Origin of the sequence: Neisseria sp. CCUG17229 (assembly GCF_047839235.1) — a bacterium.
GTDB classification, from domain to species: Bacteria; Pseudomonadota; Gammaproteobacteria; order Burkholderiales; family Neisseriaceae; genus Neisseria; species Neisseria brasiliensis.
The window spans coordinates 107,144-124,220 of sequence record NZ_CP181247.1 but is presented as its reverse complement, the minus strand read 5'-3'; the positions used below and the strand labels follow the sequence as shown (position 1 = coordinate 124,220).

The 17,077-nt window shown below is 52.8% G+C and carries 16 protein-coding genes; all 16 read right to left on the bottom strand.

All coding sequences use genetic code 11. The features are described from left to right. Positions 1-131 precede the first annotated feature (131 nt). Positions 132-1,256 carry a glutamate 5-kinase gene (gene proB, locus ACM67B_RS00590; RefSeq protein ID WP_416189727.1) on the bottom strand — a complete coding sequence of 375 codons (1,125 nt, stop codon included), beginning with the start codon at positions 1,254-1,256 and terminating at the stop codon, positions 132-134. Between the two features lie 174 nt (positions 1,257-1,430). Next, positions 1,431-1,730, bottom strand: coding sequence for a DUF2818 family protein (locus tag ACM67B_RS00585; protein WP_373753465.1), 300 nt, complete (start codon positions 1,728-1,730; stop codon positions 1,431-1,433). Between the two features lie 203 nt (positions 1,731-1,933). Continuing rightward, on the bottom strand, positions 1,934-3,376 hold the full coding sequence (nuoN, locus tag ACM67B_RS00580; RefSeq protein WP_416189726.1) for an NADH-quinone oxidoreductase subunit NuoN: 1,443 nt from the start codon (positions 3,374-3,376) through the stop codon (positions 1,934-1,936). A 9-nt stretch (positions 3,377-3,385) separates the two neighbouring features. Continuing rightward, entirely contained in the window at positions 3,386-4,885 is a 1,500-nt protein-coding gene (locus tag ACM67B_RS00575) for an NADH-quinone oxidoreductase subunit M (RefSeq protein ID WP_095503501.1), read from the bottom strand. Positions 4,886-4,955: 70 nt separating this feature from the next. Next, positions 4,956-6,980, bottom strand: coding sequence for an NADH-quinone oxidoreductase subunit L (nuoL, locus tag ACM67B_RS00570; protein ID WP_416189725.1), 2,025 nt, complete (start codon positions 6,978-6,980; stop codon positions 4,956-4,958). A gap of 51 nt (positions 6,981-7,031) precedes the next feature. Then, on the bottom strand, positions 7,032-7,577 hold the full coding sequence (fic, locus tag ACM67B_RS00565) for a protein adenylyltransferase Fic (protein ID WP_416189724.1): 546 nt from the start codon (positions 7,575-7,577) through the stop codon (positions 7,032-7,034). A 31-nt stretch (positions 7,578-7,608) separates the two neighbouring features. Further along, a complete protein-coding gene (nuoK, locus tag ACM67B_RS00560; protein WP_095503504.1) occupies positions 7,609-7,914 on the bottom strand; it encodes an NADH-quinone oxidoreductase subunit NuoK in 306 nt (101 codons plus the stop codon). Continuing rightward, complete coding sequence (locus ACM67B_RS00555) at positions 7,911-8,576, bottom strand: NADH-quinone oxidoreductase subunit J (protein ID WP_416189723.1); 666 nt, start codon at positions 8,574-8,576, stop codon at positions 7,911-7,913. Before ACM67B_RS00555 ends, nuoK begins: the two co-directional genes overlap by 4 nt. An 11-nt stretch (positions 8,577-8,587) precedes the next feature. Then, the gene (gene nuoI, locus ACM67B_RS00550) at positions 8,588-9,067 is read right to left on the bottom strand and encodes an NADH-quinone oxidoreductase subunit NuoI (protein WP_095503506.1); all 480 of its coding nucleotides are present in this window, start codon (positions 9,065-9,067) and stop codon (positions 8,588-8,590) included. Positions 9,068-9,184: 117 nt separating this feature from the next. Then, positions 9,185-10,261, bottom strand: a complete 1,077-nt coding sequence (gene nuoH / locus ACM67B_RS00545) for an NADH-quinone oxidoreductase subunit NuoH (protein WP_416189722.1) — start codon at positions 10,259-10,261, stop codon at positions 9,185-9,187. A 2-nt stretch (positions 10,262-10,263) separates the two neighbouring features. Next, positions 10,264-12,525 carry an NADH-quinone oxidoreductase subunit NuoG gene (nuoG, locus tag ACM67B_RS00540; protein WP_416189721.1) on the bottom strand — a complete coding sequence of 754 codons (2,262 nt, stop codon included), beginning with the start codon at positions 12,523-12,525 and terminating at the stop codon, positions 10,264-10,266. A gap of 271 nt (positions 12,526-12,796) precedes the next feature. Next, positions 12,797-13,111 (bottom strand): GIY-YIG nuclease family protein, encoded by a 315-nt coding sequence (locus ACM67B_RS00535; protein ID WP_416189720.1) that lies wholly within the window; start codon positions 13,109-13,111, stop codon positions 12,797-12,799. Between the two features lie 307 nt (positions 13,112-13,418). Continuing rightward, positions 13,419-14,714, bottom strand: a complete 1,296-nt coding sequence (gene nuoF, locus ACM67B_RS00530) for an NADH-quinone oxidoreductase subunit NuoF (RefSeq protein ID WP_416189719.1) — start codon at positions 14,712-14,714, stop codon at positions 13,419-13,421. 167 nt (positions 14,715-14,881) lie between these two features. Beyond that, positions 14,882-15,313, bottom strand: coding sequence for a hypothetical protein (locus ACM67B_RS00525; RefSeq protein ID WP_416189718.1), 432 nt, complete (start codon positions 15,311-15,313; stop codon positions 14,882-14,884). Positions 15,314-15,362: 49 nt separating this feature from the next. Next, positions 15,363-15,836 carry an NADH-quinone oxidoreductase subunit NuoE gene (gene nuoE / locus ACM67B_RS00520; protein WP_416189717.1) on the bottom strand — a complete coding sequence of 158 codons (474 nt, stop codon included), beginning with the start codon at positions 15,834-15,836 and terminating at the stop codon, positions 15,363-15,365. Next, a complete protein-coding gene (gene nuoD, locus ACM67B_RS00515; RefSeq protein WP_416190486.1) occupies positions 15,836-17,020 on the bottom strand; it encodes an NADH dehydrogenase (quinone) subunit D in 1,185 nt (394 codons plus the stop codon). Before nuoD ends, nuoE begins: the two co-directional genes overlap by 1 nt. Positions 17,021-17,077: the final 57 nt, after the last annotated feature.

Sequence of the window (17,077 nt, the reverse complement as noted above, 5' to 3'; positions counted from 1 at the left end):
GCCCACCTCACCGGATAGGCTGTTGCACTATCCGGCTTGGTGCGGATCATAGCAAAATGTATCCAATATAAATATTAAAGGCCGTCTGAAACCCACTTCACGTTTCAGGCGGCCTGAGACCTTTATATTTCCTATCGGCGCAAAGCCATATTGTCGCGGTGAATCAGCTCTTCTTCTTGGGCATAACCGAGTTTGTCATGGATATGATGCGAATCGGTTTGCAGGATTTTGGCGGTTTCATCGCTGCTGTAATTGATTAAACCGCGGGCGATTTCTTGGCCGTTTTGATCGACCACGGCCACCAGTTCGCCACGATGGAAATGGCCGTCCACACCGATACAGCCCACCGGCAGCAGGCTGGCGTGTTTTTCGGCTACGGCTCGGGCGGCGCCGCTGTCGACGGTGATTTTGCCGGCGATTTGAATATGGCCGAGCAGCCATTGTTTGCGGGCGGCAACACGGCTGTGGGTGCTGGTGAACAGCGTGCCGATGGATTCGCCTTGTTGAAGGCGCACCAGCACATTCGGCTCGCGGCCGCTGGCAACTACGGTGGCTGCGCCGCTTAAGGCTGCGCGTTTAGCGGCGGTGACTTTGGTGTACATGCCGCCGGTGCCGACGCTGCTGCCTGCACCGCCGGCCATGGCTTCAAGTTCGGGATGGTCGGCTTCAATTTGATGGATAAACTTGGCGTGCGGATTTTTGCGCGGGTCGCTGTCGTATAAGCCGCTTTGGTCGGTGAGAATCACCAGCGCATCGGCATCGACCAAGTTGGTCACCAGCGCGCCCAAGGTGTCGTTATCGCCGAGTTTAATTTCGTGGGTGGTGACGGTATCGTTTTCATTGATAATCGGCACCATGCCTTTTTCAACTAAGGTCAATAAGGTACTGCGGGCATTGAGATAGCGGGTACGGTTGCTTAAGTCTTCATGCGTGAGCAAGATTTGTGCAGTTTGGATGCCGTGGTAGGCAAAGGCGTATTCGTAAGCCTGTGCAATGCCCATCTGCCCGACCGCTGCCGCCGCTTGCAATTCGTTGATGGCGGTAGGCCGCTTCGCCCAGCCCAAACGCTTGATGCCCTCGGCAATCGCGCCGCTGGACACAAAAATCACCTGCACGCCTTTGTTTTTCAATTCGGCAATCTGCGTCGCCCAACGGTTGAGTGCGATTTGGTCGATGCCTTTGCCCTCGGCGGTAACAAGGCTAGAGCCGACTTTAACGACAATGAGTTTGGCTTGCGACAGGTTTTGGATGGTCATGGTGGGTTCACTTCAGGCTAAGTTGTGCAATGGTTTCAGGTGACTGGAAAATATCGGGGCTACGTGTTTTAAGTTTTCCCCTCTCTCTAACCCTCACCCTCATGGGGAGGGGTAGGTTGCAGGGGCGGTTCCAGACGGCATTCAAGTGTTTAGTGTTTTAGGCTGTCTGAAACATTATTGAACGTTGCGTGCGTTCCAAAAATAACGCCACACGAAACAAGGGAACGCGAAAATCAGATACAGGCACACGGTTACGGCGTAAAACTCCCATTCCTGCGGATGCACGGCACCGGCGCGTGATTCGAGCAGATAAGCCAGCGCGGCGGTGATGCCGAAGCCGATAAAAAGCTCCAGCAGGTGATGGCCGAAATGTTTTTTGGCCACGGGAATCACGCCCAAGAGCTTATTGGTTAAGAAAGGTGCGTTGGCAAAAATCAGCGCCAACAGCAACAGGATATACATGGATGCGGTCATTTTGGTCTTTCGGGTTTCAGACGGCATATGATATTTTGAGGCCGTCTGAAAAAATCTTTTCGGTTTATGCGAGGTTGTGATTGGGTTTAAACCCAACGTTGTTCAGACGGCCTCAAAATATCATATGCCGTCTGAACAACACGCCTGCTATCTTAACAAAAAACGGCAACCTTTTGCAGGTTGCCGTTGCTTTTCTTCGTCGTTTACAACGTATTATTCAAGGCCGCGGCGCACCAGTCGATGACGGTTTGCGGCATGATGCCCCACAGCAGCAGCAACAAGGCATTAACGGTCAGCACGAATTTCACTGCATAATTGCCGCCGACAGCTTGGTCGTGGTCGGCTTCGTCGAAGTAAATGGTTTTCACCACACGCAGGTAGTAGAACGCGCCAATCAGACTCATGATCACGGCAAACACCGACAGGCCGACATAGCCTTGTGACAACAGCGCCTTAATCACGGCGAATTTGGCATAAAAGCCCATCAACGGCGGAATACCGGCCATCGAGAACATACACAGCAGCATTAAAAACGAATACCACGCGTGGCGTTGGTTCAGGCCGGCTAAGTCTTTGATGTCTTCACATTCGATGGTTTCGTTCGACAACACCATCAACACGCCGAAACCGACCGCGCTCATCACGGCATAGGTAATCGCGTAATACAAGCCTGCCGCAAAGCCGACTGCGCCCGCCATAAACGCCAACAGGATAAAGCCCATGTGCGAAATGGTTGAGTAAGCCAACATGCGCTTGATGTTGGTTTGCATGATGGCGGCCAAGTTACCGACCAGCAGCGATGCCACCGCCAAAATCGCCAGCATTTGCGACCAATCTTCAAATGTGGTGCCCAAACCGGTCACCAAAATGCGGAAAGCAAACACCACGGCGGCGATTTTCGGCGCGGTGCCGACAAAGGCAGTCACCGAAGTCGGCGCACCGTGATACACATCCGGCACCCACATATGAAACGGCACGGCGCCGAGTTTGAACGCAATCGCCACCACGATAAACACCAAGCCTAATTTCAGCAGCCAATCGTTGGCTTCTTCGTTAAACGCCGTGGCCAACACGCTGGCAAATTCCAGCGAGCCGGTCGCGCCGTACACCATGGAAATACCATACAGCAGCAAGCCCGAAGCCAAGGCGCCAAGCACGAAATATTTCAAAGCGGCTTCGGCGGAAGCGGCCGAATCGCGGCGCAGTGCAATCATGGCATACAGTGACAGCGACAGCAGTTCCAAGCCGATATAGGCCGTCAGAAAATGTCCCGCGCTAATCATCACGCTCATGCCCAACAGGGCAAACATCGACAGCGTGTAAAATTCGCCTTTAAACAGCGCGCGCGCCTGATTGTAAGGTTTGCTGTAAATAAACAGACCCGCCGTCAAGCCATAGAGCGTGAGTTTGGCCAAACGCGACATGCCGTCGGCGATATACATGCCGTGGAAAGAAGACGTGCTGCCCTTTTCCCACACCGCCAATTGCACCAGCGTCACAATCACAATGCCGATCAAGCTCATGCTGTGGGTCAGAAAACGCTTGTCATCACTAATCCACAAATCGGCCAGCAACACCACGCACAACACCGCCAGCAACACGATTTCAGGCATGGCAGGAAGTAAATTCAAATCAGTCCAGTTCATTCACACACCTCAAATCTTGCTTTGTGCGACTTGCGTAATCAGGTCGTTGGCCGCCTGATGCACCACTTCGATAAAGGCTTGCGGATACAAACCCATGCCCAACACGGCCACTGCCAACACCGCCAATACGGCAAACTCGCGGCAGTTGATGTCTTTCATTTCCGCCACTTGCGGATTGTGAATTTCGCCGAAAATCACGCGTTTATACATCCATAAGGTGTAAGACGCACCATAAATCAGCGTCAAGGCAGCGAGTGCGCCAATCCAGAAATTGGTTTCCACCGCCCCCATAATCACCATAAATTCACCGACAAAGCCTGAAGTGGCCGGTAAACCCGCGTTCGCCATGCCAAACAGCATCATAAAGGCGGCAAATTTCGGCATCACGTTCACCACACCGCCGTAATCGGCAATATTGCGCGTATGCAGGCGGTCGTACATCACGCCGATACACATAAACATCGCCGCCGACACGAAACCGTGTGAAATCATCTGGATAATCGCACCCTTCAGCGCCCAATCGTTCAGACTGCCTTCCACAAACAAAAACATACCCAGCGTCACAAACCCCATGTGGCTGATGGAAGAATACGCCACCAGCTTTTTCATGTCGGTCTGCACCAAAGCCACCATGCCGATGTAAATCACCGCAATCAGGCTCAACACAATCATCACCGGCGCAAAAAAGCGCGCGGCATCGGGCACAATCGGCAAAACAAAGCGCAAAAAGCCATACGCACCCAGCTTCAGCGTAATCGCCGCCAACACCATCGAACCGCCGGTCGGTGCCTCAACGTGGGCATCCGGCAGCCAAGTGTGTACCGGAAACATCGGCACTTTCACCGCAAACGACAGGAAAAACGCGCCGAACAGCAATTGCTGCACCGTCAGCGGAATCTGTTTGATGTTTTGCAATTCCACAATCGAAAAGCTGCCGCCCGCCTGATACGACAAATACACCAGCGCCACCAGCATCAGCAGCGAACCCATCAGCGTATAGAGAAACAGCTTCACCGACGCATACACACGGCGCGGGCCGCCCCACACGCCGATAATCAGATACAGCGGAATCAGCATGCCTTCAAAAAACACATAAAACAACAACGCATCCTGTGCCGCAAACGCCCCGTTAATCAGACCGCTCATGATGAGAAACGCCGCCATATACTGCGCCGTGCGCTTCTGAATCACTTCCCAACCGGCCACGACCACCATCAGCGTGATGAACGCGTTCAAAATGACAAACAGCACCGAAATCCCGTCCACACCCAGCGCGTAATTCACTTTCAAGAGCGGAATCCACTGATAAAACTCGGTGAACTGATAGCCGCCGCTCAAGCGGTCGAATCCGGTAAACAAGGGCAGCGTGACCAAGAAGCCGGCCAAAGCACCGACAAACGCGATGATACGCGCCAAAGGCGCACGCTTATCCTTGCCCGTGGCCAATACCAGCAAGCCCGCGGCAATCGGCACCCATATGGCCAGGCTGAGTAAGTGGTTGGAAAACATGTTTTTTTCCTGTGGTTTTTAGTTTAATTTAAACAGTTAAGGTTGTTATCTTGAGGCCGTCTGAAACCTACTACACAAACAAACGCCAGAAAGTCAGCCCCAGCAGCACCAACACGCCGAACACCATCGCAGCGGCGTAGCTGTAGATAAAGCCGGTCTGCATTTTGCGCACTTGCGCGGCGACTGCGCCCACCACTTTGGCGGAATTGTTGACGATACCATTGTCGATAATCGCCACATCGCCGATTTTCCAGAAGAAATTACCCAATACACGGCTGCCTTTGGCGAACACGTTGTAGTAAATCGTGTCAAGGAAGTATTTGTTGTCCAGCAGTTTGTAAATCGGGCTGAATGTGGCGGCGATTTTGGCCGGCAGATGCGGCGCTTTGACATACAAAAACCATGCCGCCAACACGCCTGCAATTGCCAGATACAACACCGGCGTTTGGAAGCTGTGCGCCACCATGCCCAATGCGCCGTGAAAATGTTCGCCCATTATCTGCATGGTCGGATGCGCTTCGTGGTTGACGTAAATCACGTCTTTGAAGAAATCGCCATACAACATAGGCTCAATCGCGATATAACCAATCACCACCGACGGAATTGCCAGCAAAATCAGCGGCAAGGTCACCACCCACGGGCTTTCATGCGGGTTGTCGTTTTTGCCCAAGCCGTGATGGTGTTCATCGTGGCCGTCTGAATGATGATGCTCAATCTCACGCCATTTTTCTTTGCCGTGAAACACCATAAAATATTGGCGGAACGCGTAAAACGCGGTCACAAACACGCTGACGAGCACCGCAAAATAGGCAAAACCGCTGCCCGGAATGGTGCTGTATTTGGCCGCTTCGATAATCGAATCTTTGGAATAGAAGCCGGAGAAAAACGGCGTGCCGATCAAGGCCAAGTTCCCCAGCAGCATGGTAATCCACGTAATCGGCATGTATTTTTTCAGATTGCCCATGTGGCGCATGTCTTGGTCGTGGTGCATGCCGATAATCGCGCTGCCCGCCGCCAAGAACAATAAGGCTTTGAAAAACGCGTGCGTCATCACATGGAACATCGCCACCGAATACGCCGATGCGCCCAAGGCCACGGTCATGTAGCCCAGTTGCGACAGGGTCGAATACGCCACCACGCGCTTGATGTCGTTTTGAATCGTGCCCAAAAAGCCCATAAACAGCGCGGTAATCGCACCAGTCACCATGATGAAGCTCAAGGCCGTGGTGCTCAATTCATACATCGGCGACATGCGTGACACCATGAACAAGCCCGCCGTCACCATCGTGGCCGCGTGAATCAGCGCGGAAATCGGTGTCGGGCCTTCCATCGAATCGGGCAGCCACACATGCAGCGGAAACTGCGCCGATTTACCCATCGCGCCGACAAAAAGCAAAATGCAGGTCACTGTCAGCAAGCTCCATTCCACGCCGGGGAAAAGCTGAATCGTGGCCGTCTGAATCTGCGGCAGATAGGCAAACACATCTTGATAACGCAAGCTGCCGCCAAAATAAGCCAACACCAAACCGATGCCGAGCAAAAAGCCGAAATCGCCGACACGGTTCACCAAAAAGGCTTTCAAGTTGGCAAAAATCGCGCTGTCGCGTTTGAAATAGAAACCGATCAGCAGGTAAGACACCAAGCCCACCGCTTCCCAGCCGAAGAAAAGCTGGATAAAGTTGTTCGACATCACCAGCATCAGCATGCTGAAGGTAAACAGCGAAATATAGCTGAAAAAGCGTTGGTAGCCGACCTTTTCATCGTGCATATAGCCGATGGTGTAGATATGCACCATCAACGACACAAACGTCACCACCACCATCATCATCGCCGTCAACGAATCGACCAAGAAGCCAACCGAAAAATCCAAGCCGCCCATGGTGAGCCAGGTATAGACATTCTCATCAAACTTCGCGCGCGTGCCGCTGATAAAGCCCCACAACACATAAGCCGACAACAGCGCCGACACCGCCACGCCGAGAATCGTCACCGTATGCGCACCGGCACGGCCGATTTTGTTGCCGAACAAGCCCGCCAACAGGCTGCCTGCCAGCGGCAACAAGGCAATCATCAAATATAAAGTCATGTCGTTCATAGAAATGAACCTTTTAATTTAAAAAATGTTTCAGCTTTTTCAGACGGCCTTTCAGCCCTTCTGATAACCTTCGTAATAATAAGATTGCTCGATGCCTTTGAAAATCATCTCGCGGTTGTCGACGTCTTCGGTTAAATTCGCCTGCAATAAAAAGCGCAATTCCAAATCGTTGACAGGGCTGCGTTCCATCGCCTGTAAATACAGGGTTTTATCGACATGCTGCCAATCCACGACTTTTTTCAGGTTTTTCTTCAGCACCAAATCCAACCAAATCCGCGTGCTTCTGCCGTTGCCCTCCAAAAACGGATGGGCGATGTTCATTTCCACATATTTGGCGATGATTTCTTCAAAAGTGTTTTCCGGCATCGTTTCAATTTTCGCCAAGGCTTCTTTCAGATACAGCGCATTGGCAAAGCGGAAACCGCCTTTGGAAATATTCAGCTCGCGGATTTCGCCGGCAAAATCATATAAACCGTCAAACAAATAAGCATGAATCTGCTGCAAGCCGCGAGTGGTGCCGACTTCCATTTTATCAATGTCGCCGCTGTCAAACAGGCAGTAAGCATGTTGTAAACTTTTTTCGTCGATTGATTTCATGGTTCGATTCCGTTTTCAGACGGCCTGAAAATCAGCCTTTCAGTTTATCCAAATCGGCCACATTAATAGTTTGTCGGTTGCGGTACACCAGCACCATAATCGCCAAGCCGATGGCGGATTCGGCGGCAGCCACGGTCAACACGAAAAACACGAAAATCTGCCCTGCGGTGTCGCCCAAATGCTGTGAAAACGCGATGAAGTTGAAATTCACCGCCAACAGCATCAATTCAATCGACATCAGCAACACCAGCACATTTTTGCGGTTCATGAAAATGCCCATCGCGCTGATGCCGAAGAGCAGCGCACCGAGCACCAAATAATGCGTCAAGGTAATCATGCTTTGCCCTCGCTTTCTGATGATTGGCCGTCTGAAACGGTTTCTTCCGGTTTCGGACTCGGTTTGACCGCATCCATCTTCACCAAACGCATACGACTCTCATCGGCCGTAACTTTCACCTGATCACCCGGTGCAATATATTTCGGATTGGTCGTTTTGCGGTGCACCAAGGCAATCGCCGCCACCATGCCGAGCAGCAGCAATACCGCCGCCAATTCAAACGGCAGCAGATAAGTGGTGTAAATCTGACGACCCAAATCGCGGATGTTGTCATAATCGGCCGGCACATCTTGCATCAAGCCGAATGATGCCAAATCGGTTTTCGGGTTCATCAAAATCAGAATCAAGGCCACCGCCAGCAACACGCCGACCACACCGGCCACCGGCGCATGACGCCAAAAGCCTTTACGCATTTCTTCGACATCGATATTCAGCATCATCACCACAAACAGGAACAACACCATCACCGCGCCGACGTACACCACCACCAGCGTCAAGCCCAAAAATTCGGCTTGCATCAGCATCCAAATCATCGCGCTCACGCAGAAGGTCAGCACCAAATGCAGCGCGGCATGCACGGGGTTTTTAGCGATAACCGTGCCGATGGCGCCGTAAAGCACGATTGCGGCCAGAATGTAAAACAGAATTGCAGAAAAAGTCATTCGTCCGCTCCTTAACGATACGGTGCGTCAGCGGCTTTGCGCTTGGCGATTTCGGCTTCGTATTTGTCGCCGATGGCCAGCAAAATCGGTTTGGTCATGTGCAAATCGCCTTTTTTCTCGCCGTGGTATTCGAAAATATGCGTCTCGACAATGGCATCAGTCGGGCAGGCTTCTTCGCAGAAACCGCAGAAAATGCACTTGGTCAAATCGATGTCGTAACGCGTGGTGCGGCGTGTGCCGTCGGCGCGTTCTTCCGATTCGATATTGATGGCCATCGCCGGACACACCGCTTCACACAGCTTACAGGCAATGCAGCGCTCTTCACCGTTGGGATAACGGCGTTGCGCGTGTAAGCCGCGGAAACGCACCGATTGCGGCGTTTTTTCCTCGGGGAAATAAATTGTGTCTTTGCGGGCGAAAAAGTTTTTGAGCGTCACGCCCATGCCTTTGACCAGTTCGCCGAGCAAGAAGGTTTTAACTAGGTTTGCCATTGGTGTTCCCTTTGAATCGGGTTCTCTATTTGTTCAATTTCGGTTTCAGACGGCCTATTCTTTCAGGCCGTCTGAACAATATGTTTCAATCGGGCAGGGGGATATCAGCCCGCCATTTTATTTCCACAAACTCAACGGCGAAATCATCCAGCCGCCGAGCAACACGATGCACAAAAAGCCAATCGGAATCAGCACTTTCCAGCCCAAGCGCATGACTTGGTCGTAGCGGTAGCGCGGGAAAGTGGCACGAATCCACAAGTAGCCGTAAAGCACAAACGCCATTTTGGCAAACATCCAAAACGCGCTCGGTGTGCCGACCAAACCCCAGCTTTGCGGAAACGGCGATAACCAGCCGCCGAGAAACATCAGCGCGGTCAGGGCGGCAATCAGGATCATGAAAATATATTCGGCCAAGAAGAACAAGGCAAAGGCGAAACCGGAATATTCGACGTGGAAACCGGCCACGATTTCCGATTCGCCTTCCGCCACGTCAAACGGCGCGCGGTTGGTTTCGGCCACGGCGGAAATCAGATAGACGATAAACACCGGAAACAAAGCCAGCCAGTTCCATGACAACACCGAACCGCCCGCAATGCCTGTGGCCTGTACCGCCACGATGTCGGCAAAATTCATGCTGCCCGACACCATCACCACACACACCAGCGCGGCACTCATGGCGATTTCATACGAAATGGTTTGCGCCGATGAACGCATCGCGCCCAAAAACGAGTATTTCGAGTTCGACGCCCAGCCGGCAATAATCACGCCATACACCGACAGCGAAGTAATCATCAAAATAAACAGCAAGCCCGCGTTGACGTGGGTAAGCACCCATTCTTCGGAAAACGGAATCACCGCCCACGCCGCAAAAGCGGGCGCAAGCGAGAGCATAGGGCCGATGTAGAACAAGGCTTTATTCGACAGTTTCGGGCGCGTCACTTCTTTAAACAACAGCTTGAACACGTCGGCAAACGGCTGAATCAAGCCCCACGGGCCGGTCACGTTAGGGCCGACACGAAGCTGCATAAAGCCGATGACTTTACGCTCGAAATAGGTCAGATAGGCCACGGTGAGAATCAGCGGAATCAGGATAATCACGATTTTCAAAATCACCGACACCACCAAGCCGACGCTCAGGCCGATGTCGCCCCAACCTAAGGTCACGGCAAACAGGGATTGGAACCATTCTTGCATGTTTACGCCCCCGCCAATTCAATCGTGTTCATCATCGCACCCAAGGCCGCGTTGTCGCTGTGCAGCGGCAGATGCACCACATATTCCGGCAAGGCCGCATCGGCCACCACCACCACATTCACACCCACGTCATCATGTTTGGCCACGGCTTGCTGGCCGTCTGAAAGATTCAAAGCCGCTAAGGTGTTCGGATGCACGCGCGCAGCAGGTACCGCGGCATGGCTGGTTGCCTGCAACGGCGCGCTGCGGCGCACAATGGCATCGGTGTGATACAAACCCACACCGCCGATACGCACCAATTGATTCGAGGCCGTCTGAACGGCTTCGCCATTAAAGGTTGAGCGGTTATTCAGTTGCACCGACACGATTTCCTGATTGAGCGCGTCTTGCAAAATCTCTTCGCTGCTGTGGTAATCAAAGCCTTTTACGTCAAACAGATTGCCCAACACGCGCAACACTTTCCACAACGGGCGCGAATCGCCGAAGCCCTGCACCACGCCGTGGAACGACTGCAAACGGCCTTCTATGTTGACGAAGCTACCCGAAGTTTCGGTAAACGGCGCAATCGGCAGCAACACGTCGCACACATCCAGCAAAGTCTCGCTGACAAACGGCGTAAACGCCATCACGCTCTTGGCCTGTTTCAAAGCAGCCACGGCTTGCGCGCCGTTGGCCACATCGATTTCAGGCTCAACGTTCATCAGCAAAACGGCCTGCTTCGACTGGCGAATCATGGCTTGAATGCTGTCGCCTTGGTTAACGTTTAATGCAGCGGCACCTACGCTGTTGGCGGCTTGCGGCAGGATGCCCAAAGTGGCATCGGTGGCTTCGGCCAAACGTTGCGCGGCGGCGTAAATCGCAGGGTAATCCGGATGGTTTTGCGCTTCCGCACCCAAAATAATCGCGGCTTGCTCGGCATTCGACAGGCTGGCGGCCACGTCTTGATCCAAGTCTTGCGCCCATTCGTTCAGACGGCCTGCCCACTCATTCGGATGCACCGCTTCTTGGGCAAACAAAGGCATGTGCAGCGTTTCTTTGCGGCTCGCCAACACGCTCAATTTCATGCGGCCATGCGTGGCACGGCGCAAACGCGCGGTCAACAGCGGCTGCTCTTGGCGCAGGTTTGCGCCCACCACCAACACCGCGCCGTTTTCTGCCAGCGATTGAATGCTCTGACCCAACCATTGCGCCCCCGACAGGCCGTCTGAAACGCGGCTGTCTTGGCGTTGCAGGCGGGTATCGATGTGGCGGATGCCCAAACCTTCGGCCAGTTTTTTGGTTAAATACAATTCTTCAACCGTGTTCATCGGGTTCGCCCAAATGCCCACTTGGTCGGCGTTGCCGTCTTTGGCGATGCAGTCCACCGCATTGCGCACATATTCCAGCGCGGTTTTCCAATCCACATTCACCCATTCGCCGCCCTGCTTGATTTTCGGGTTTTTCAGACGGCTTTCGTGATACAGGCCTTCATAGGCGAAACGGTCGCGGTCGGACAGCCAGCATTCGTTGATGGCTTCGTTTTCCAACGGCAGTACGCGGCGCACGGTGTGGTCTTTGGTTTGCACAATCAGGTTGGAGCCGAGCGCGTCATGCGCCGACACCGATTTGCGGCGATTGAGCTCCCACGTGCGCGAATCGAAACGGAACGGCTTGCTGGTCAACGCGCCGACCGGACACAAATCAATCACGTTGCCGGATAATTCGGTTTCAATCACCTTGCCGATAAACGGCATGATTTCCGAATGCTCGCCGCGGCCGGCCATGGCGATTTCCTGCACACCGGCGATTTCTTCGGTGAAACGCACGCAGCGGGTACAGTGGATGCAACGGCTCATTTCTTCGGCGGAAACCAACGGCCCCATGTCTTTGCCGACCACCGCGCGTTTTTCTTCGGTGTAGCGGCTGGCCGGTTTGCCGTAGCCCACGGCCAAATCCTGCAACTGGCATTCGCCGCCTTGGTCGCAAGTCGGGCAATCCAGCGGGTGGTTGATCAGCAAAAACTCCATCACACCGGCTTGCGCGGTTTTGGCCAAAAGCGAATGCGTGCGCACCACCATGCCGTCGGTCACCGGCGTGGCACAGGCAGGCAACGGCTTGTTGGATTTTTCCACTTCGACCAAACACATGCGGCAGTTGGCGGCGATGGACAATTTCTTGTGGTAGCAAAAATGCGGAATATAGGTTCCGAGCCGGTTGGCGGCTTCAATCACCGTTGTACCCTGCTCCACCGTCAGGTGTTTGCCGTCGATTTCGATTTGTAACATGGTGGTTTCCTAGTTACTTTTTTCTTTGATTAAAAATATTTTCGGTAGGCCGTCTGAAAAGTTTCTTTTAGGTTTCAAACGGCATGTTTACTGTTTTTAGTACATCTGGGTTCTTTAAGACAGCTCAAGTACCCTCTCCGCCGTCATTCCCGCGCAGGCGGGAATCCATCTCAGACCTTAAGCAACTTTAATAAACATAAGCTACTTCATCTCAACCATGGATTCCCGCCTGCGCGGGAATGACGGCACAAGGAGGATTGGCAAAGCCCAGTTACCCGGCCATCACAGTGTGTGATAAATCCAGCCAATCCGGATTATCCTCCTCAATCAACCTGATTTTCCATTCACGTCGCCATTTTTTCAGTGCTTTTTCACGGGCAATCGCTACGGGCATACTTTCAAAGCATTCATACCAAACGAGCTTTTTTACGCCATATCGGCTGCTGAAGCTATCGGGAATGATACCGTTTTTATGCTGCCAAAGCCGTTCGCGTAAATTCATGGTTACACCGAGATAAAGTGTGCCGTTTTTACCGCTCGCCATCATATAGACAACAGGTTGTTTGACAAGCGGCTGATTAGCCATTTTTTATCCTTATGTTTCTCTTCTAGGCCGTCTGAAAACTGATTTCTTTAGTAATTTTTTTAAAGTTCTTTCATTCAGCAGGTAGGTTTGCTTGTTTTAATGTTGAGGCGCGCCCCAAACCTACTTGCTCAAGCACCCTATCCGCCGTCATTCCCGCGCAGGCGGGAATCCATCCCAGACCTTGAGCAACTTTAATAAACATAAGCTGCTTCATCTCAACCGTGGATTCCCGCCTGCGCGGGAATGACGGCATTTAAAGCAGCCTGATTTTTCAGACGGCCTATTCAGCCCCAAGGCCGTCTGAAACTCAACACCACTTATTCGGCTTCATCGGCTTGCCGTGTTCAATATAATGCACAAATTCATCGCGGAAATGCTTAGTAAAACTGCGTACTGGGAACACAGCGGCATCAGCTAGGGCGCAGATGGTGCGGCCGACCATTTGGTTGCCGACGGAATCGAGCAGGTCCAAATCTTCCATGCGGCCTTTGCCTTGCACGATGCGGTGCACCACGCGGTAAAGCCAGCCGGTGCCTTCGCGGCACGGGGTGCATTGGCCGCAGGATTCTTCAAAGTAGAAATAGCTCAAACGCTCCAAGGCTTTGACCATGCACACGTCTTCGTCCATCACGATAATCGCGCCGGAACCGAGCATGGAGCCTGCTTTGGCAATCGAGTCGTAGTCCAAGTTGGTCTGCATCATGATATCGGCCGGTAACACGGGAGCAGATGAGCCACCGGGAATCACGGCTTTGAGTTTTTTGCCGTGGCGCATACCGCCGGCCATCGCCAATACGTCGGCAAACGGCGTGCCCAGCGGCACTTCGTAATTGCCCGGGCGTTCGATGTGGCCGGAAATGCAGAATAATTTGGTGCCACCCGCACCCGCAACGCCTTTGTCGGCAAAGACTTTACCGCCGTCACGAATGATAAACGGCACGGAGGCGAAGGTTTCGGTGTTATTGACGGTGGTCGGTTTGCCATACAGGCCGTATGAAGCGGGGAACGGCGGTTTGAAGCGCGGCTGGCCTTTTTTGCCTTCGAGCGATTCAAGCAGGGCGGTTTCTTCGCCGCAGATATACGCGCCGTAGCCGTGGTGGGCGTAGAGTTCGAAAGAAAAATCCGTGCCCATGATGTTTTGACCCAAGAAACCGGCGGCGCGCGCTTCGGCCAAGGCTTGTTCAAAGCGTTGGTAGCCTTCGAAAATCTCGCCGTGGATGTAGTTGTAACCGGCCGGACAGCCCATGGCAAAACCGGCAATAATCATGCCTTCAATCAGCGCGTGCGGATTGAACATGATGATGTCGCGGTCTTTGAAGGTGCCCGGTTCGCCCTCGTCGGTGTTGCAGACAACGTATTTATCGCCGGGGAACGAGCGCGGCATAAAGCTCCACTTCAAACCGGTCGGGAAACCTGCACCGCCACGGCCGCGCAGGGCAGAGATTTTGACTTCTTCGATAACTTCGTTTTGCGTCATCGGCTGGGTCAAAATGCGGCGCAGGGCTTGGTAGCCGCCGCGTCGGACGTAGGCGTCGAGTGTCCAGCAATCGGATTGGGAGGCATCGACTTGGTCGAAAATCACGCCGGTTTGGTAAATAGCCATTTGGGTTTGCCTATTTGGTTTTAGGGTTGGTTCTGTTTTCAGACGGCCTGTTGGAGTGTTGGGTATTTAAGGCCGTCTGAAAAAAATATTTCTTGTTGGGAGGGTGTGGTTTCAGTCATTACGTTGGGTCATGTCCACACTACATGCGATGTCCACACCATCCTATATCAACGCACATTGTCATAAATCTTTTTATAATCATCGAGTTTAATTACCCCGTTTACTTCAACAACTTTGACATCGGTTACACCTTTCCAACCCATGTCACGATAATTCACACGATACCAACCACCAGACTTCGGTTGGATTGTTGATATAATACTTATTCCTTCACCATCTTGTGCCCCTGTTCGTAACGCCCAGACACCATAACAAGCACCCTTCTCACAATCATATTCCGCTGTGTAGGCACGTTCTAATTTTCTTAAAAACCGAGGCGTACCAACCCTGCTGGCATCCAACTCTTCAATTGCCCCACTAAAAACATATTGCTTATAAAATTCAGAAATAAATGCTTTGGCTTCTGTTTCAGTTGGATTTGCCGATACATAACCGGTCGATAAGGTAAGTAGTGAAAATAGCAAAATTATTTTTTTCATATTTAACTCCCCTGTTTTTAAATGTGCAGCTGCTGTTTTCAGACGGCCTTTAATTCAATTCCGCCAATTTCTTCTCAATCGCTTCTTCAGTCATAAAGCTGCACATGCTGTGGTTATTCACCAGCATCACCGGTGCATCGCCGCACGCGCCCATGCATTCGCCTTCAACTAAGGTATAGAGGCCGTCTGAAGTGGTTTCGCCGTAGCCGATGCCGAGTTTTTGTTTCAGGTATTCGCCGGCATCGATGCCGCCGCGCAGGGCACAGGGCAGGTTGGTGCAGACGGTGAGCTTGTATTTACCCACCGGTGCTAAGTTGTACATATTGTAGAACGTGGCTACTTCATAGGCTTGCGCCGGCGGGATGCCGATGTAGTCGGCAACAAATTCGATGGTTTCGGGCGCGAGCCAGCCTTTTTCGTTTTGGGCAATGCGCAGGGCGCTCATCACGGCGCTGCGGCGTTGTTCGGCCGGATATTTGGCCAGCTCGGTATCGATTTGTTGTAAAGATTCAGTGGATAACATTATCGGTCTACCTCTCCGAATACGATGTCTTGCGTACCGATAATCGCCACAACGTCGGCGAGCATGTGGCCTTTGGCCATTTCGTCCATGCCTTGCAAATGGGCGAAGCCCGGTGCGCGGATTTTCAGGCGGTAGGGTTTGTTGGCGCCGTCTGAAATGATGTAAACGCCGAACTCGCCTTTCGGGTGTTCGACAGCGGTGTAGGTTTCGCCCTCGGGAACGTGCATGCCTTCGGTGAAAAGTTTGAAATGGTGAATCAAATCTTCCATGCCGGCTTTCATGTCGGTACGTTTCGGCGGGGCGAATTTGTGGTTTTCGGTAATCACGGGGCCGGGATTGACGCGCAGCCAGTCAACGCATTGTTTGATGATGCGCACGGATTGGCGCATTTCGGCCATGCGGCAGAGATAGCGGTCGTAGCAGTCGCCGTTGACGCCGACGGGGATGTCGAAATCCATCAGGTCATACACCTCATACGGCTGGGTTTTGCGCATGTCCCACGCAATGCCGGAGCCGCGCAGCATCACGCCGGTAAAGCCTTTTTGCATGGCGCGCTCGGGCGACACCACGCCGATGCCGACGGTGCGCTGTTTCCAGATGCGGTTGTCGGTGAGCAGGGTTTCGAGAGTGTCGATGTTTTTCGGGAAACGCTCGCAGAAAGCATCGATAAAATCGAGCATAGAACCTTCGCGCGCTTCGTTGAGCTGCTTCAATACTTTGGCATTGCGGAATTTGCTCGATTCATATTTCGGCATGAAGTCGGGCAAATCGCGGTACACGCCGCCGGGGCGGAAATAGGCGGCGTGCATACGCGCGCCGGATACGGCTTCGTATAAATCCATCAGCTCTTCGCGGTCTCGGAAAGCATACAGAATGGCGGTCATGGCGCCGATGTCGAGCGCGTGCGAACCGACACCCATCAGGTGATTCAAAATACGGGTTACTTCGGCAAACATCACGCGGATATATTGCGCACGAATCGGCACATCAATATTGGCCAGTTTTTCCACCGCCAAGCAATACGCCTGCTCGTTGACCATCATGGAAACGTAGTCCAAACGATCCATATAAGGCAGGGCTTGAAGGTAGGTTTTGGTTTCGGCCAGCTTTTCGGTGCCACGGTGCAGCAGGCCGATGTGCGGGTCAGCGCGGACGATGGTTTCGCCTTCCAATTCCAAAATCATACGCAACACGCCGTGCGCCGCCGGATGTTGCGGGCCGAAGTTGATGGTGTAGTTTCT

What these genes read in the sequence shown, in the direction of transcription:
- proB (WP_416189727.1), bottom strand. Translation starts at nt 1,256, where the DNA reads ATGACCATCCAAAACCTGTCGCAAGCCAAACTCATTGTCGTTAAAGTC.
- ACM67B_RS00585 (WP_373753465.1), bottom strand. Translation starts at nt 1,730, where the DNA reads ATGACCGCATCCATGTATATCCTGTTGCTGTTGGCGCTGATTTTTGCC.
- nuoN (WP_416189726.1), bottom strand. Translation starts at nt 3,376, where the DNA reads ATGAACTGGACTGATTTGAATTTACTTCCTGCCATGCCTGAAATCGTG.
- ACM67B_RS00575 (WP_095503501.1), bottom strand. Translation starts at nt 4,885, where the DNA reads ATGTTTTCCAACCACTTACTCAGCCTGGCCATATGGGTGCCGATTGCC.
- nuoL (WP_416189725.1), bottom strand. Translation starts at nt 6,980, where the DNA reads ATGAACGACATGACTTTATATTTGATGATTGCCTTGTTGCCGCTGGCA.
- fic (WP_416189724.1), bottom strand. Translation starts at nt 7,577, where the DNA reads ATGAAATCAATCGACGAAAAAAGTTTACAACATGCTTACTGCCTGTTT.
- nuoK (WP_095503504.1), bottom strand. Translation starts at nt 7,914, where the DNA reads ATGATTACCTTGACGCATTATTTGGTGCTCGGTGCGCTGCTCTTCGGC.
- ACM67B_RS00555 (WP_416189723.1), bottom strand. Translation starts at nt 8,576, where the DNA reads ATGACTTTTTCTGCAATTCTGTTTTACATTCTGGCCGCAATCGTGCTT.
- nuoI (WP_095503506.1), bottom strand. Translation starts at nt 9,067, where the DNA reads ATGGCAAACCTAGTTAAAACCTTCTTGCTCGGCGAACTGGTCAAAGGC.
- nuoH (WP_416189722.1), bottom strand. Translation starts at nt 10,261, where the DNA reads ATGCAAGAATGGTTCCAATCCCTGTTTGCCGTGACCTTAGGTTGGGGC.
- nuoG (WP_416189721.1), bottom strand. Translation starts at nt 12,525, where the DNA reads ATGTTACAAATCGAAATCGACGGCAAACACCTGACGGTGGAGCAGGGT.
- ACM67B_RS00535 (WP_416189720.1), bottom strand. Translation starts at nt 13,111, where the DNA reads ATGGCTAATCAGCCGCTTGTCAAACAACCTGTTGTCTATATGATGGCG.
- nuoF (WP_416189719.1), bottom strand. Translation starts at nt 14,714, where the DNA reads ATGGCTATTTACCAAACCGGCGTGATTTTCGACCAAGTCGATGCCTCC.
- ACM67B_RS00525 (WP_416189718.1), bottom strand. Translation starts at nt 15,313, where the DNA reads ATGAAAAAAATAATTTTGCTATTTTCACTACTTACCTTATCGACCGGT.
- nuoE (WP_416189717.1), bottom strand. Translation starts at nt 15,836, where the DNA reads ATGTTATCCACTGAATCTTTACAACAAATCGATACCGAGCTGGCCAAA.
- nuoD (WP_416190486.1), bottom strand. Translation starts at nt 17,020, where the DNA reads ATGATTTTGGAATTGGAAGGCGAAACCATCGTCCGCGCTGACCCGCAC.